The sequence below is a fragment of the Tenacibaculum sediminilitoris genome (genome assembly GCF_964513795.1).
GTDB lineage: Bacteria > Bacteroidota > Bacteroidia > Flavobacteriales > Flavobacteriaceae > Polaribacter > Polaribacter sediminilitoris.
Genome location: NZ_CAZEQR010000014.1, coordinates 20,171 through 35,764 on the forward strand (window position 1 = coordinate 20,171; position 15,594 = coordinate 35,764).

Consider the following 15,594-nt stretch of genomic DNA (forward strand, 5'->3'; position numbering starts at 1 on the left):
CAAAGATACTTCTTTTCATAGCAACAATCAACTCAAAATAGCTATGGATATAGTTGGTTAATGTTTTATCTTTGTGGCTTGTAAAAAAAAGAAAATGGGAAAATTTGCTAAATGGTTAGGAGCTGGAGCTGGCTTTACTTTGGGAGGACCAATAGGGGCTATCATTGGGTTTGCTGTGGGAAGTTTTATTGACGGTGTTTCAGTTGAAGACTTTGTCGATGAACAACAAGAATATCGAAAAAAAACAGGAGGACAACCTAGAAGAGGAAGAGCCACTTCGGGAGATTTTGAAATAAGCCTGCTAATTTTAGCTTCTGTAGTTATAAAATCTGATGGTAAAATAGATCAACGAGAGTTAGATTATGTTCGAGCATACTTTGTGAAAATGTATGGAAAAGAGCGAGCAAATCATGCTTTCAAATTGTTTAATGGCATTATTAGAAAACAAATATCAACACGTCAAGTTTGTTTGCAAATACGTCAGTATATGTCGCATGCCACGCGATTACAATTAATACATTTTTTATTTGGAATAGCACAAGCAGATGGTGAGGTAACTTGTGTCGAAGAAGAAGAAATTAGAAAGATAGCAAGTTATTTATATATTAATGAATACGATTACTCATCAATAAAAGCAATGTTTTATGATGAGTCTGATGGAGTTTATAAAATCCTTGAAACAGAAAAGAGTTCAAGTGATGAAGAAGTAAAGAAAGCGTATCGTAAAATGGCAAAAAAATACCATCCAGACAAACTACAAAACCTAGGAGAAGAACATAAAAAAGGAGCAAAAGAGAAGTTTCAAAAAATTCAGGCTGCTTACGAACAAATTAAAAAAGAGAGAAAAATACAATAAAAATAGTTATTTTAGTAACTAAGATTAAATGAAGTGTGTCTAATATAAGAAAGCCAGGTTTTATGAAAAAAATAATAACAGTAGTTTTTATTTTTCTTGCTAGTATTTGCCTAGGACAAAGAAAGTATACGGCAGATAAGTATTTTGAAGATTTTGCATATAAAAAATCAGCAGAACTTTATGAAAAAATTTATAATAAAGGAGACGAGTCATATGAAATTTTAAGCAAGTTAGGAGATTCTTACTATTTTAATTCAGAATTTACAAACGCTGAAAAATGGTATGCAACGTTGATGAGTAAATATGAAGGACAAGTAGCATCAGAGTACTTTTTTAGATATGCACAATCATTAAAAAGTAATGGAAAGATTAAAGAATCTGACAAATGGCTATTAAAGTTTAGTAAAATTAACAGAAATGATAGTAGAGGTAAAGCTTTAAAAGAAAATGAAAATTACTTTAGTGATTATACAAAAAGTGAAAAGAAAGTCTTTGTAAACATTAAAAACCTTTCACTAAACACAAAGTATTCAGATTTTGGAGGTTTTATTTATCAAAACTTATTTTATTTTGCTTCAACAAAACCTATAGGAGAAAAAGATAAAATTTATAATTGGAATAAGCAACCCCATCTAAATATTTACAAAGCAGAAGAGCTTTTTGATGATGAAAATCAAACAGTAGATTTAACAAACGAAGAGAGGGTACAGTCAATAAGTTCAAAATACCATGAATCAAATGCGGTTATTACATCAGATGGTAAAACGATGTATTTTACGAGAACAAGCTTTGATGGAGAAAAATTAATAGGAGGAACTAATGAGGTAGCTAACCTTAAAATATACAAAGCTGAAAATATAAATGGAAAATGGGAACATATAAGAAAACTTCCATTTAATAACGATAATTATTCTGTAGGGCATCCAGCATTAAGTCTAGATGAAAAGACATTATATTTCATTTCAGATATGCCAAATGGCTTTGGTTTAACAGATATTTATAAAGTATCTATTTTAGAAAATGACACATACAGTACTCCAGAAAACTTAGGAGCTGAAATTAACACAGAAGGAAGAGAAATGTTTCCTTTTGTAACAAAAGACAAAACCTTATATTTTGCATCAGATGGGCATTTGGGTTTAGGAGCACTTGATGTTTTTGAATCTAAAATGCAAGATAAAACCTATACAAACCCCAAAAATTTAGGAGTTCCTATAAACAGTTCCTATGATGATTTTGCTTTTGTAATAGATAGAGAAAAGAACAGTGGTTTCTTTTCTTCAAATAGAAAAGGAGGTAAAGGAGATGATGATATTTATAGCTTTATGTTATACAAATGTAAAGAGGATATTACAGGAATTGTATCTGATGAAAGTAATGAGAACCCAATACAAGGAGCAGTTGTTAAGTTAATAGACTCAGAAGGTAAAGTTGTAGCTAAGAAGGTGACAGGAGAGAATGGAAATTATACATTTATTGAAGTTGAATGTGAAAAAGATTTTGTTGTTGTAGCAGAGCAGGATGATTATAAGAGTAGTATGGAAAAAATACGCATCTCTAAAAATGATAAAATAAAGGTTAGTAAAAACTTAACCTTAAAACCATTAATTGTTGGAGGACAGATTGTAATTAATCCAATTTATTTTGATTTTGGAAAATTTAATATTAGAGATGATGCAGCACATGAATTAGAACATGTAGTAACTGTAATGGAAAACCATCCTGAAATGGTAATAAAAATAGAATCACATACAGATAGTAGAGGTAAAAGAGCATATAATAAATTCTTGTCAGACAAAAGAGCAAAAGCTACAAGAAATTATATTATCTCTAGAGGTATAAGAGCAAATAGAATTGAAAGTGCCCTAGGCTATGGAGAAGAGCAATTACTAAATGATTGTAATGATGCTAACCAAAGAAAATGTACAGAAGAAGAGCATCAAAAAAACAGAAGATCCTATTTTTATATAACTAAAGGAGAAGGTGTAATAGCTATAAATAGTGATGCAGATGAACTTCACGATAAATTAACAAATGAAGAAGATAAAGACAAGAATGAAAAAATAAATAACAGATTGTTATATAGAGTTCAAGTTGGTATTTCAAGTAGCCCAAATAAAAAGAATCTTTTCCCTAATTTAGATAACCTCGAAGTAATCCGTATAGGTAGATATTATAAATACTTTTGTTGCGTTTCTACATCTTATGAAAAAGCAAAAGAAGTAAGAAATAAAGTAAAAAAGATAGGGTATAAAGATGCTTATATTGTGCCTTTTTTTGACGGAAAAAAAATAGATATAAAAGAAGCTCTGCTACGAAACGAATAAAAAAAACACTATAAAAAACGGTTCTTACGTAAGAACCGTTTTTTTGTATCTCAAATTCAAGAATTACAAGAAAATACGTAATTTCGCACATTCAATTAATACACCGACAAAATGAGTAAAAAGTTTACTGAATACAAAGGATTGGATTTACCAAAAGTAGCAGAAGAAATATTAAACTATTGGTCAGCAAACAACATCTTTGAAAAAAGTATTACTACACGTGAAGGAAACGAACCATTTGTGTTTTTTGAAGGTCCACCTTCAGCAAACGGTTTACCAGGAATTCACCACGTAATGGCACGTGCCATTAAAGATATTTTTTGTCGATATAAAACCCAAAAAGGATACCAAGTTAAGCGTAAAGCAGGATGGGATACACACGGTTTACCTGTAGAGTTGGGGGTTGAAAAAGAATTAGGAATTACCAAAGAAGATATTGGAACCAAAATTACGGTTGAAGAATATAACGAAGCGTGTAAAAAAGCGGTAATGCGTTATACCGATATTTGGAATGACCTAACTCAAAAAATGGGATATTGGGTAGATATGGACGATCCATATATAACCTATAAACCAAAATATATGGAATCGGTTTGGTGGTTGTTAAAACAAATCTATAATAAAGATTTGTTGTATAAAGGATATACCATTCAACCGTATTCACCAAAAGCAGGAACAGGGTTAAGCTCGCATGAGTTAAATCAACCAGGAACCTATCAAGATGTTACCGATACCACAGTAGTAGCTCAGTTTAAAACAATTAAAGAAACGTTACCAGAGTTTATACAAGTTGAAGGAGATGTACACTTTTTAGCATGGACAACAACTCCATGGACACTTCCATCAAATACAGCATTAACAGTTGGGCCAAAGATAGAATACGTTTTAGTAAAAACATTCAACCAATATACTTTTGAGCCAATTCAAGTAGTGTTGGCTAAAAACTTAGTATCTAAACAATTTGCAGGAAAGAAATTTAATCAAGTCGAAGACGTTGCTGAATTAGCAAATTATACGGAAGGAGATAAACAAATTCCATATGCAGTTATAAAAGAGTTTATAGGAAAAGATTTGGTAGGAATTAAGTACAATCAATTATTACCCTATGCATTACCGTACCAAAACCCAGAAAATGCTTTTAGAGTAATTTCAGGAGATTTTGTGACTACCGAAGACGGTACAGGTATTGTACATACAGCACCTACGTTTGGAGCAGATGATGCTTTGGTAGCAAAACAAGCAACACCAGAAATACCACCAATGTTGGTGTTAGATGAAAATGAGAACCCAGTTCCGTTAGTAGATCTACAAGGAAAATTCCGTCCAGAAATGGGAGAATTTGCAGGGAAATATGTAAAAAACGAATACTATGCTGATGGTGAAGCACCAGAAAAATCGATAGATGTAGAGTTAGCAATAAAATTAAAAGAAGAAAATAAAGCCTTTAAGGTTGAAAAATACGTACACAGTTATCCAAACTGTTGGCGTACAGATAAGCCAATTTTATATTATCCTTTAGATTCTTGGTTTATCAAGGTAACCGATGTAAAGGATAAAATGTTCGATTTAAACGAAACCATTAACTGGAAACCAAAATCTACAGGAGAAGGGCGTTTTGGTAACTGGTTAAAAAATGCGAATGATTGGAACTTGTCACGTTCTCGTTTTTGGGGAATTCCGTTGCCAATTTGGAGAACAGAAGAAGGAACAGAGCAAGTTTGTGTTGGTTCTGTAGCTGAGTTAAAAGCAGAAATTCAAAAATCGGTAGATGCAGGCATAATGTCAGAAGATATTTTCGCTGATTTTGAAGTGGGGAATATGTCGGAAGAGAACTATGATAAAATCGACTTACACAAAAATGTAGTTGATAAAATTATCTTAGTTTCTGCCTCAGGAAAACCAATGCACCGTGAAAGCGATTTAATTGATGTTTGGTTTGATTCAGGTTCTATGCCTTATGCACAATGGCATTACCCATTTGAAAATAAAGAATTAATAGATAATAAAGAAAGTTACCCAGCAAACTTTATTGCAGAAGGAGTAGATCAAACTCGTGGATGGTTCTATACTTTGCATGCTATTGGAACGATGGTATTTGATTCTGTAGCATATAAAAATGTGGTATCTAATGGATTGGTATTAGATAAAAACGGGCAAAAAATGTCGAAGCGTTTAGGAAATGCGGTAGACCCGTTTACTACGTTGGCTGAATATGGCCCTGATGCTACACGTTGGTACATGATATCCAATGCGAATCCATGGGACAACTTAAAATTTGATTTAGCAGGAATAGAAGAGGTAAAACGTAAGTTCTTTGGAACCTTATATAATACGTATTCATTCTTCTCATTATATGCAAACATTGATAATTTTACCTATAGCGAAGCTGAAATAGCTATTCATGAACGACCAGAAATTGACCGTTGGATTTTATCTGAATTAAATACATTAGTTCAGAAGGTAGATAAATTTTATACTGAGTACGAACCAACCAAAGCAACTAGAGCAATTTCTGATTTTGTACAAGATCATTTAAGTAACTGGTATGTACGTTTATGTAGAAGACGTTTCTGGAAAGGGGAGTATGCACAAGATAAAATATCAGCATACCAAACGTTATACACTTGTATGTTAACAGTTGCTAAATTAGGCTCTCCAGTAGCGCCTTTCTTTATGGATCGTTTATATAAAGATTTAACAAGAGCAACAGGAAAAGAAAATTTTGAAAGTGTACACATTGCAGAGTTTCCAAAATACAATGCTGATTTAGTAGATAAGTCGTTAGAACGTAAGATGGAAAACGCACAAACTATTTCATCATTAGTACTATCTTTAAGAGCTAAAGAGAAAATTAAAGTACGTCAACCATTACAAAAAATTATGATTCCAGTTTTAGATGCAACGCAAAAAGAAGAAATTTTAGCAGTAGCAGACTTAATAAAATCGGAAGTTAATGTTAAAGAAATAGAACTATTAGATGATGCTTCAGGAATCTTGGTGAAACAAATTAAACCAAATTTTAAAGCGTTGGGACCTAAGTTTGGAAAAGATATGAAGTTGATAGCTAGCCAAATACAAGCGTTTACCCAAGAAGATATTATCAAAATAGAAAAAGAAGGTGAGGTTTTTGTGGAAATTAATGATAAATTGATTACTTTAGAAACCGCTGATGTGGAGATTTCATCAAAAGATATCGAAGGATGGTTGGTGGCTAATGCAGAAGGGTTAACTGTTGCTTTAGATGTTACAATAAACGACGAATTACGTAAAGAAGGTGTGGCAAGAGAATTAATTAATAGAATTCAAAACGCACGAAAAGACACAGGTTTAGAAGTAACCGATAAAATAAAATTAACCATTTTACAAGCTGATGATTTAAGAGAATCGGTATTGGCTAATGAAAACTACATTAAAGCAGAAACATTGACAAATGAATTAGTTTTTGTTAATGATTTAAAAAATGGCACAGAAATTGAGTTTGATGCCATTAAAAGTAGAATGTTAATTGAAAAAATATAGCATTATGGATGATGTTAAAATAAGATATTCAGATAGTGATTTGCTAGAGTTTAAGGAAATCATTCAAAAGAAAATTGAAAAGGCTGAAGAAGACTTAAAATTATTACAAGCATCGTATAAAAATGGTTCAGATAATGGAACCGATGATACATCGCCAACATTTAAATCTTTTGAAGAAGGATCGGACACTATGGCTAAAGAAGCAAATATGCAGTTAGCTATTCGTCAAGAAAAATTTATTCGTGACTTAAAAAACGCATTAATTCGTATTGAAAATAAAACATATGGAATTTGTAGAGTTACAGGTAAGTTAATTCAAAAAGAACGCTTAAAGTTAGTACCACATGCTACTTTAAGTATTGAAGCAAAACGAAAACAATAACTTTTAAAATTAACATAAATAGAGCCTCTTTTAGAGGCTTTTTTTGTATGAAAAAACACCTGTTGTTATTACTTGTTCTAAGCACTCAACTTCTTTACTGTCAAGAAAAAATAATACAGAAAAGAACAATGTTAGCGCACGAACTTGAAGTAATTACCTACGGGTTGGACGATATTGTAATAGAGAATTCTGAAAATAATATATTAGAGGTAATTTTACTCGATGAAAACCCACATACACATAATATACTTTTTAAAAATGAGGGAGAAGTGCTCACGGTAGCGTTTGAGTTAAATATTTCAAGTTTCAAAGAAGAGGTTTTTAGAAAATATATTACAAGAAGACTAGAAAGAGCCAGAGTAGTTATAAAAGTGCCTAAAGGTAAAAGCATAACAATTTATGGTAAAACCATTGGAGTAACTTCAAAAAGTTATGAAGGGGATTTAGGAATTTATATTGAAAGAGGAAATGTAAAACTGAATACTACTATAGGCAATGCAAATGTGCATCTTTTCCAAGGAAATGTATTTGCACACATACGTTTAAAAAGTAAGTTAAGCTTAACTACTAACAACGGAACAATTCTTATAAATGGAGAGAAAAAAGCATCTCCTTTTTTAAATGAAAATATATCAAATTCTAAAACACTCACGGTAAAATCAATTCATGCTAACATTAACATAGCGCTACAATAATTAACAAAAATTTATAACATTTATACGTAACAAAACATAAATTATTTTGTCTAACGGTTAATTAAAAACTAAGAAATGAATAAAAGTATACTAACCACAGCAGTCATTACAGCATTACTATTAACAAGCTGTAATTCTATAAAAAAGACAACAAACGATTTAGCTGTTCAAACACCAATAGTAACAACCTTAGATTTAACAAAGGTGAATAATGATAAAGTACCAGTAACAATCAATCCAGGTAGGTTTACAGTTGAAAAAGTAACATATCGACTACCAAGAGTTGTACAAGGAACATATTCTGTGAGTGATTTTGGTAAATATGTAGACAGCTTTAAGGCTTTAGACTATGAAGGAAACGAATTAGAAGCTACAAAAGTTGATACTAATACTTGGGAAATTACAAATGCTCAAAAATTAGATAAAGTAACCTATTTAGTAAACGATACTTTTGATATGGAAGTTTCAGGAGGAATTGGAGGAGATACCCCATTTTCACCTGCAGGAACAAATATTGAGCCTACAAATTATGTGTTAAATCTTCACGGGTTTGTGGGGTATTTTGATTCTTTAAAAAACAATCAGTATAAATTAGATGTTGTTTCACCGGCTAATTTTACAAGAACTTCTGCATTACAAGAAGTAGGAACAAAAACAAGCGAAGATGGTTCAACATTAACATCAAGTTATTTTGCGCCACGTTATTTTGATATTACCGATAATCCAATGTTTTATGGAGAACTAGATGTAGAAGAGTTCAAAGTTGGTGATATTAAAATTGTATTAAGCGTATACTCTCCAAACAAAAAGCACTCAGCAGAGAAGCTTAAAAAAGTTATGCAAAAAATGATGCAAGCACAAAAAGCATACTTAGGAAGTGTTAATAGTACTGCTCGTTACGATATTTATTTATACTTATCTGACGGAACCGAAAAAGCACCTAAAGGGTTTGGAGCATTAGAACACCATACATCAACTGTAGTAGTATTACCAGAAGCAATGCCAGATGAAGCTTTATCAAAAAGTATGATAGATGTAGTATCTCATGAGTTTTTCCATATTGTAACTCCGTTGAGTGTACATTCAGAAGACGTACATTATTTTGATTACAACCAACCAACATTTTCTAAACACTTATGGATGTATGAAGGAATTACAGAATATTTCGCAACACTTTTTCAAGTAAATCAAGGGTTAGTTACAGAAGATGAATTTTACAGTAAAGTTATGAGTAAAGTTAAAACAGCATCTTCTATGAATGACTCTATGAGCTTTACTAAGATGAGCGAAAATGTATTGGAAGAACCGTATGCTTCTCAGTATTATAATGTTTATCAAAAAGGAGCTTTAGTAGGTATGTGTATTGATATTTTAATGCGTGAAGAAAGCAATGGGAATAGAGGTGTATTATCATTAATGAAAGAACTATCATTAAAATACGGAAAAAATAAGCCATTTGAAGATGATAAGTTAATTGAAGAAATTACTGAAATGACTTACCCATCAATAGGAGCGTTTTTAAACACACATGTAGTAGGAGGTACACCAATTAATTATAATGAGTTTTTTGCTAAAGCAGGATTAATGCTAAATGAGTCAAAAGTAAAAACAAATTATATCCAAAATAATGGAGCAATTATTGTTAGACCAGATCAAGCAACACAAACTATCCGATTTACAAAAGCAGTAAAAGATAATAGTTTTTGGGCTGAAAATGGAGCACAACCTAACGATGCAATCATAGAAGTAGATGGTACTAAACTAACAAAGGAAAACGCAAATCAGATTTTTACAAAAATGTTTATGTGGCAACCAGGAAATGAAGTTGAGGTAAAATTAGAAAGAGATGGTAAAGAGGTGGTTATTAAAACAACCTTAACGCAATCATATACCAGAGGAACTAGTTTAAAAGATAATCCGAATGCAACACAAAAGCAAAAAGAACTAAGAAAAGCTTGGTTAAAAGGATAATATTCTTTTAAAAACAAGTAGAAAAAATGACCAATACGATTAAAAGTTATTGGTCTTTTTTTTCTAAAAAAACTAGTAAAAAAATATAAGAATAGTTTTCTTATTTTTGTTTCCATTAAATAGAAATAATGTCTAAAAAACACATTGCAATACTTACAGTAGTTTTGGCAATTTTAATTGACCAAATAAGCAAAATATACATTAAAACGCATTTTCAATTAGGAGAAGAAGTCATTGTTTTTCAAGATTGGTTTAGAATTCATTTTACCGAAAATAATGGTATGGCATGGGGTTTTGAATTTGGAGGAAAAGCAGGTAAGTTGTTTTTAACTTTGTTTCGAGTTATTGCAGTATCAGCTATTGTGTATTGGTTGTGGCAAACGATAAAAAAGCAAGCACATACGACCGTTATAATTGCCATTGCATTAATTTTAGCGGGGGCAATAGGTAATATTATCGATTCTGTTTTTTATGGTGTAATTTTCGATACTTCGTACCATAATGTAGCCACACTTTTTTCTGACAAACCTTATGGAGAATTATTTTACGGAAAAGTAGTGGATATGTTATACTTTCCTATTTATGAAGGTGAAAACTTTACTTTTTTCAATGCTATTTTCAACGGAGCAGATTCTTGGATTACTATAGGAGTGGCTTTGTTATTTATTTTCAATAAACAAGCATTTCCAAAAGAAGAAAAAGAAACAAAGCAAGTTTCGTAAAGCTGTTTAGATACTTTTGCTATATTTATAGAAAAAGAAAACGATGCGTTTACTAAAATATATAGCTGTTTTTGTATTTGGTTTTTTAATAGCAAAATTCTGGTATGAAAAAAAGGAAGAAAAGCATGAGCAAGAAGAAATTCAAGTTGTTTTAAACGGAATTCAAAATCTAAGTAAACTAGTGGTTTCAGAAGGAAATTTCTCTGAAATGTACAGTTTTACGGATGCAAAAAAATATTTTTACGGATATCTTACCTTTGAGAAAAAAGCAATGCTTTCTGTGAATGCTAAAGTTGAAGTGGGCTATGATTTATCAGAACTTGAAATACAGGTAGACAGTATTGGTAAGCGAATTATTATTAATAAAATCCCTAAAGAAGAACTTGTCATATCTCCAGATATTAAATATTTTGATTTACAACAAAGTCAGTTTAATACTTTTTCTAAAAAGGAACTGAATAGACTCAATGCTAAAGCAATTGAAAAGATTAAATCAACAATAACAGTATCTCGACTACAAAAAGACGCTAAAATTCGTTTATTTGAAGAATTGTCAAAAATTTACCAACTCTCTAAAATTTACAATTGGAAAGTGGTAGATAATACGAATTCTGGTGTTTTTGAACCGCTAACTTTAAGAGATTAAATTTATTTATTCTCAAAAGTATATTTTCAAATGTGCCTCTAAATATTTTTGATTTCTAGTAAAATAAATTGTCTTTCTACTTAATCTTTTAATATGAGTTCTTAGATTTAAATTTATTCGTTCAATTTTGTTTGTACAATATTGAAATCGTTTGTGAATTTCTTTTGGAATCAAACTTGGATAAGTGGTTAACTTATCAGTATAAATTTTATTATACTTTTTTTAATCGATTAAGGGTTGTGTATTTGCCATATACCGTAATTTACGTGTATTTATAACCGTTTAAGTGTAATTTATATGTTGTCATTTGGTAAACGTATTTCTATTTTAAGAAAAGAACTTGGATTGTCACAAACTGAACTAGCCAACCAGTTAAACACCTCTGTTAGTGTCGTTTCTCGTTATGAACTTGATAAAATGACACCTTCTGTTGATACTGCAAAGAAACTTGCTAAACTTCTTAATACATCTGTTGGTTATTTACTTGGAGAAAATGATAATGCTGAACTTTTTAAAGACCCTGAGATGTTAAAACGCTTTCAAGATATTTCAGAGTTTAACGAAGAAGATAAAAAACATATTTTTTATACGCTGGATGCTTTAATTAAAAGTGTAAAACTTAAATCTATCGCATAAAAAAACCACAACATCGCTGCTGTGGCTTTTATCTCTATTTTAAAAATTAAGTTCTAATTGCTTACTCTTAACCGCCACTAGAAAGGATTCTAGCGGGAGCGGGGGTAAAACTTAAATCTATCGCATAAAAAAGCCACAACACTAATGTTATGGCTTCTCTTTTATTTGTATGTTAATTACTGTTATAGCTTACACAAACTCGGCACGGATTACACTACGTTAAATCCGCGCTATCTGGTTTTTTATTTTATAGTATCTTTTACATAAATCTTCTTCTCAAAATAAACTCTACGCTCTAAACTTACAGAATCATTTTTTGCGTGTTCTAACATATAACCTCTTAAAGTCTTTTCTCCAGGCGTTTTAAACCATCTGCCAAATACTGCCACATACTGTTTATCTGGACCAGTAAAATTATCTATATTATCCTTATCATATTTAATGTTACGAAAGGTATCTAGTTTCACCTCATTTTCATTAGAAAACCTTTCATTAAAGTTATCATCTTCTTTTGCTAATAACATAGTAATCTCCGAATTATATTCTCTTAGTAAAGGAGTTCCACACCTTACACTAGAAGCAAAAGGTTCTTTTAAACTAATGGTATCTCCATGATAAAAATCAAAAAATACCATAATAGAATTTCTAGATGGTGTAGTATCTCTTCTATATTCATTTTGATCATAACGATTAAACTTTCTACCATACCAAACTGTATCTCCTTGTTTATTGAAATAGAATCGCCTATTTATAATACTTTTGTTTTTAATTATAAAGTATTCTCTGATATCACTTTTATATCCTTCTTTAGTATAACGTGTCCAATTGCCAAATTTTAAACCATCAAAAGTTTCTTTTCCAGTATTAAAAGTATTTCCATTTTTATAATAATGAATTATACTATCATAACTCAATCTTCTTAGAACCTTTGTTTTTAACACTTTTTTTGAGTTATCATAATACCAATAACTACTATCTAATTTTTTAGCATCTCCTAAATATTCAATAAACTTTAAATTACCAGAAGGATAATAAGCTTTATTTAACTTATCATCTAGATTGCATGAGTAGTATATAAGAAATATTAAAATAATAACTATAATATTATTTTTCATCATCAGGTCTATTAATTCTTACTGTTACATTTGGTTTTGCTACTCTGGCAGAGTCTAATTGAGACTGAGTTTCAGTAACTGGCTCTATTGATGTTTTCATGACTCCTGTTTCATTATTAATTACACTTACTGTGTTTGTTTTCTCTTGCTCTCCCGTATTCTGAGCAATATTTTTTACAGCATCTCCTCCTTTTTTAACCGTTTGGGTAATATTATTCATAACATCAGATATTGTATTTACATTTTCTCCAAAAGTACCTTTGCCACTACCATTTCCAGGGCTTCCTTTCTTTCCCCTCCCTGCAACAGTTGTGACCGCCGAAATAGCTCCTCCTGCATCAATCCATGTATCTGTTTTTCCTTTTCTACCTTTTACCAAACCTCCTGTACCATGACCTCCATCACTAAATGCTATTCCTCCTCCATCTTTAAGCTTTATAGACTCTGCTGCATTTTTAATCTTTGCTTTAACCTTACCTATTGCGTCTTTTGCATCATCAACTTTTGAGATAATATAAGCACTAACAGCTTTTACAACCCGTCTTTTAACTTCTTTTACAACAGCACTTTTAACTTGATTTACTTTTTTCTTTATCCAATCTCCTATACCACTTTTCGGGGCCATTCCATCAGGGTCGATAAAATAAATTGGATTGTTAAACGCATAATTGTATGGTGAGTGTCTACGCATTTGTTCGGCTAGTGGATCTAAGTTCATCCATCTACCTATGGTGGCATCATAGTTTCTAGCACCGAAATCGTGCCAGTTTAAGTTTTTTCCTCCAACTAAATCGTCTTGGTACTCTTTACCATTATAACCCCATTTTTGAGCTAATGAGTTTCCTATCGGATTATAAGCTCCATTATACCCTTTTTGTTTTAAGCCAAAAGGATAGTAATTACTTTCCTCTATAATCTCATTGGTATTTGGGTCAGAACTTGCCGTAATAACCCCATCATTGTTATTGTCTGAATATGATAGTCTTACATTCCCTAAATGGTCTTTGTATTGATACACATAGTTAAATCCTTGTGATATATCATTAGTGTTTTTAGGAGACACGTATCCTTCTGCATGGTTAAAGAACTGTAACGTACCATTTACATATTTAAAGCCACCTGCATAGTCGGTAGTGGTACTGTTAGCTACCTTTCTCAGTTTGTTCCCCGCAGCATCGTAGGTATAATTAATCGTACCGCCTGCTAAAGTTACATTTACTGGTAAGTTTAGGTGATTGTAGGTAATACCTGTAATTCCTTTGTTTCTATCAACAATCATATTTCCATTCTGATCATATTCAAAATCATTATTGGTATTTGTACTGTCTTTAAATCCATAGGTTGGGCTACCGCCAGTGAGTTCTTGAACTTTTACGAGTTTGTTACCAACATTAGTATCATTGTAATCATACTTTAAGTTATCCATCAATCCAAAACCTGTAACATTTCCATTTCCGTCTAACTGTGTATGACCTCTTCTTTGAAGTGTTAGGATATTTCCATTTTTGTCATAGGTAATCCCTGAAAGATTATAATTTCCGCCTGCATCACTAGTGGCTGCTGTGATTCTGTTCAGAGCGTCGTATTGGTATCGATAATTAGTACTCACAGGATTCGACGTATTATTTACACTTAAGGTACTCCAAGAAGTCTCTGCTATATTCCCATTAAACAAGGGAGTAGCACCATTTTGAGGCTTGTTGTAGTTGATACTAAAGTTAAATAAATCACTGCGTTTTTTTTCTCCGCATACCCTTTTTTACCGCATATATCTCCAGAAAATTTGTAAAAAGAACGTCCTGCCTGCATTACATCGTCTGGTAAATGTAAAAAAATTAGTCGGATATATCCCCAAGCTATGTAACATAATTGGGCATTATAGTACTACTCCCGCACACCATCCGAACAGCGAACGTACTATAATACAACTATGTTAAATATCCGCACCATCCACCGCTTTTTTAGTGGAGGTTGTGAAGAAGTAAGCATTTTAAAAAGCAATGGAACTCATCCGCATTAGCAACCGCTGTTCCGTTGCTTTTTAAAACGTTTTGAAGATTGAACGTTTTAAAAATATAGGATTTAGAGGCTGGCGTTGCGGCTAGTAATCCTATGTTTTTAAAATGACTTGTTTTTTCATAGTGCGTTGGCAGTAACGGTGGCGATTTGAGGCTGGAAGCGGCTATTTAACATAATGGCGTTATAGACCCTGGAGTTTACGTAAGAGTATTATAACTGCCCGTTATGTTAACATAGCTTGGGGTACTTTGGGGCTAGCGCCTCGGCTACAGCTTTTTGGATTTTGTAGTTAACAAGGAACGAACAAAAATGTTGCGCTAGCGTATTTTTGTTTGGGCCTTGTGGTTGGATGATGTCGTGGGCGCTACAAAATACAATAGGCTGTAATTGCCTTGGATGCCCTAAAGTACAGGTGCGGTGGGAAGCGGTGGGGGTTCTCCGTCTTGATTGGTTGTTTAGCGAGCGGAACGGAGTGGAGCGAAGCTTTTTTAGGTTCTGTATTGTAAATCTATAAATCCTTCGGCTTCTTCTTCGTAGTTAGCTTGTTGATAGCCCAATAATTTATAAGTGTGTTTACTGCCGTGTTTGATATTGGTTTTTTCAATGAGTTGTAGGTGTGTCCAGAGTTGTAGATACCTATCAATACTGCGTAGGGATTTTCTTAAGACTCTGGCGGCTTGTAATTTGGTAAAGGGATTATCTCTAA

The 15,594-nt window shown here is 32.0% G+C and carries 12 protein-coding genes and 1 pseudogene; 9 read left to right on the top strand and 4 right to left on the bottom strand.

Annotated features, from left to right (window positions below):
• The first annotated feature begins 94 nt into the window (after nt 1-94).
• The 8 genes from ACKTSW_RS06055 (at nt 95) to ACKTSW_RS06090 (ending at nt 11,118) form a co-directional block, all read left to right on the top strand.
• A complete protein-coding gene (locus ACKTSW_RS06055; protein ID WP_408024383.1) occupies nt 95-856 on the top strand; it encodes a TerB family tellurite resistance protein in 762 nt (253 codons plus the stop codon).
• 62 nt (nt 857-918) lie between these two features.
• Nucleotides 919-3,183, top strand: coding sequence for an OmpA family protein (locus tag ACKTSW_RS06060; protein WP_408024384.1), 2,265 nt, complete (start codon nt 919-921; stop codon nt 3,181-3,183).
• Nucleotides 3,184-3,294: 111 nt separating this feature from the next.
• Entirely contained in the window at nt 3,295-6,702 is a 3,408-nt protein-coding gene (gene ileS / locus ACKTSW_RS06065; RefSeq protein WP_408024385.1) for an isoleucine--tRNA ligase, read from the top strand.
• A gap of 4 nt (nt 6,703-6,706) precedes the next feature.
• Nucleotides 6,707-7,084 (top strand): TraR/DksA family transcriptional regulator, encoded by a 378-nt coding sequence (locus ACKTSW_RS06070; RefSeq protein WP_408024386.1) that lies wholly within the window; start codon nt 6,707-6,709, stop codon nt 7,082-7,084.
• A gap of 128 nt (nt 7,085-7,212) precedes the next feature.
• Nucleotides 7,213-7,779: a hypothetical protein gene (locus ACKTSW_RS06075; protein WP_408024387.1), complete on the top strand. Its 567-nt coding sequence runs from the start codon at nt 7,213-7,215 to the stop codon at nt 7,777-7,779.
• 75 nt (nt 7,780-7,854) lie between these two features.
• Complete coding sequence (locus ACKTSW_RS06080; protein ID WP_408024388.1) at nt 7,855-9,750, top strand: M61 family metallopeptidase; 1,896 nt, start codon at nt 7,855-7,857, stop codon at nt 9,748-9,750.
• A 128-nt stretch (nt 9,751-9,878) separates the two neighbouring features.
• On the top strand, nt 9,879-10,472 hold the full coding sequence (locus ACKTSW_RS06085) for a lipoprotein signal peptidase (protein ID WP_408024389.1): 594 nt from the start codon (nt 9,879-9,881) through the stop codon (nt 10,470-10,472).
• Nucleotides 10,473-10,515: 43 nt separating this feature from the next.
• A complete protein-coding gene (locus ACKTSW_RS06090; RefSeq protein ID WP_408024390.1) occupies nt 10,516-11,118 on the top strand; it encodes a DUF4230 domain-containing protein in 603 nt (200 codons plus the stop codon).
• Between the two features lie 12 nt (nt 11,119-11,130).
• Here ACKTSW_RS06090 and ACKTSW_RS06095 read toward each other — a convergent pair.
• Nucleotides 11,131-11,328: pseudogene (locus ACKTSW_RS06095) on the bottom strand (IS1 family transposase); the annotation flags it as partial.
• An 87-nt stretch (nt 11,329-11,415) separates the two neighbouring features.
• Between ACKTSW_RS06095 and ACKTSW_RS06100 the strand changes: the two are divergent.
• The gene (locus ACKTSW_RS06100) at nt 11,416-11,754 is read left to right on the top strand and encodes a helix-turn-helix domain-containing protein (protein WP_408024391.1); all 339 of its coding nucleotides are present in this window, start codon (nt 11,416-11,418) and stop codon (nt 11,752-11,754) included.
• 242 nt (nt 11,755-11,996) lie between these two features.
• Here ACKTSW_RS06100 and ACKTSW_RS06105 read toward each other — a convergent pair whose 3' ends face one another.
• The 3 genes from ACKTSW_RS06105 to ACKTSW_RS06115 all read right to left on the bottom strand — a co-directional run.
• Entirely contained in the window at nt 11,997-12,869 is an 873-nt protein-coding gene (locus ACKTSW_RS06105; protein WP_408024392.1) for a hypothetical protein, read from the bottom strand.
• A complete protein-coding gene (locus ACKTSW_RS06110) occupies nt 12,859-14,544 on the bottom strand; it encodes an RHS repeat domain-containing protein (RefSeq protein WP_408024393.1) in 1,686 nt (561 codons plus the stop codon). The genes ACKTSW_RS06105 and ACKTSW_RS06110 overlap by 11 nt, the downstream gene beginning before the upstream one ends.
• Before the next feature lie 832 nt (nt 14,545-15,376).
• Nucleotides 15,377-15,594: hypothetical protein (locus tag ACKTSW_RS06115; protein WP_408024394.1), on the bottom strand; the 218-nt coding region annotated here is incomplete at its 5' end.

Coding starts and splice junctions, on each gene's coding strand:
- ACKTSW_RS06055 (WP_408024383.1), top strand. CDS start 95: ATGGGAAAATTTGCTAAATGGTTAGGAGCTGGAGCTGGCTTTACTTTG.
- ACKTSW_RS06060 (WP_408024384.1), top strand. CDS start 919: ATGAAAAAAATAATAACAGTAGTTTTTATTTTTCTTGCTAGTATTTGC.
- ileS (WP_408024385.1), top strand. CDS start 3,295: ATGAGTAAAAAGTTTACTGAATACAAAGGATTGGATTTACCAAAAGTA.
- ACKTSW_RS06070 (WP_408024386.1), top strand. CDS start 6,707: ATGGATGATGTTAAAATAAGATATTCAGATAGTGATTTGCTAGAGTTT.
- ACKTSW_RS06075 (WP_408024387.1), top strand. CDS start 7,213: ATGTTAGCGCACGAACTTGAAGTAATTACCTACGGGTTGGACGATATT.
- ACKTSW_RS06080 (WP_408024388.1), top strand. CDS start 7,855: ATGAATAAAAGTATACTAACCACAGCAGTCATTACAGCATTACTATTA.
- ACKTSW_RS06085 (WP_408024389.1), top strand. CDS start 9,879: ATGTCTAAAAAACACATTGCAATACTTACAGTAGTTTTGGCAATTTTA.
- ACKTSW_RS06090 (WP_408024390.1), top strand. CDS start 10,516: ATGCGTTTACTAAAATATATAGCTGTTTTTGTATTTGGTTTTTTAATA.
- ACKTSW_RS06100 (WP_408024391.1), top strand. CDS start 11,416: ATGTTGTCATTTGGTAAACGTATTTCTATTTTAAGAAAAGAACTTGGA.
- ACKTSW_RS06105 (WP_408024392.1), bottom strand. CDS start 12,869: ATGAAAAATAATATTATAGTTATTATTTTAATATTTCTTATATACTAC.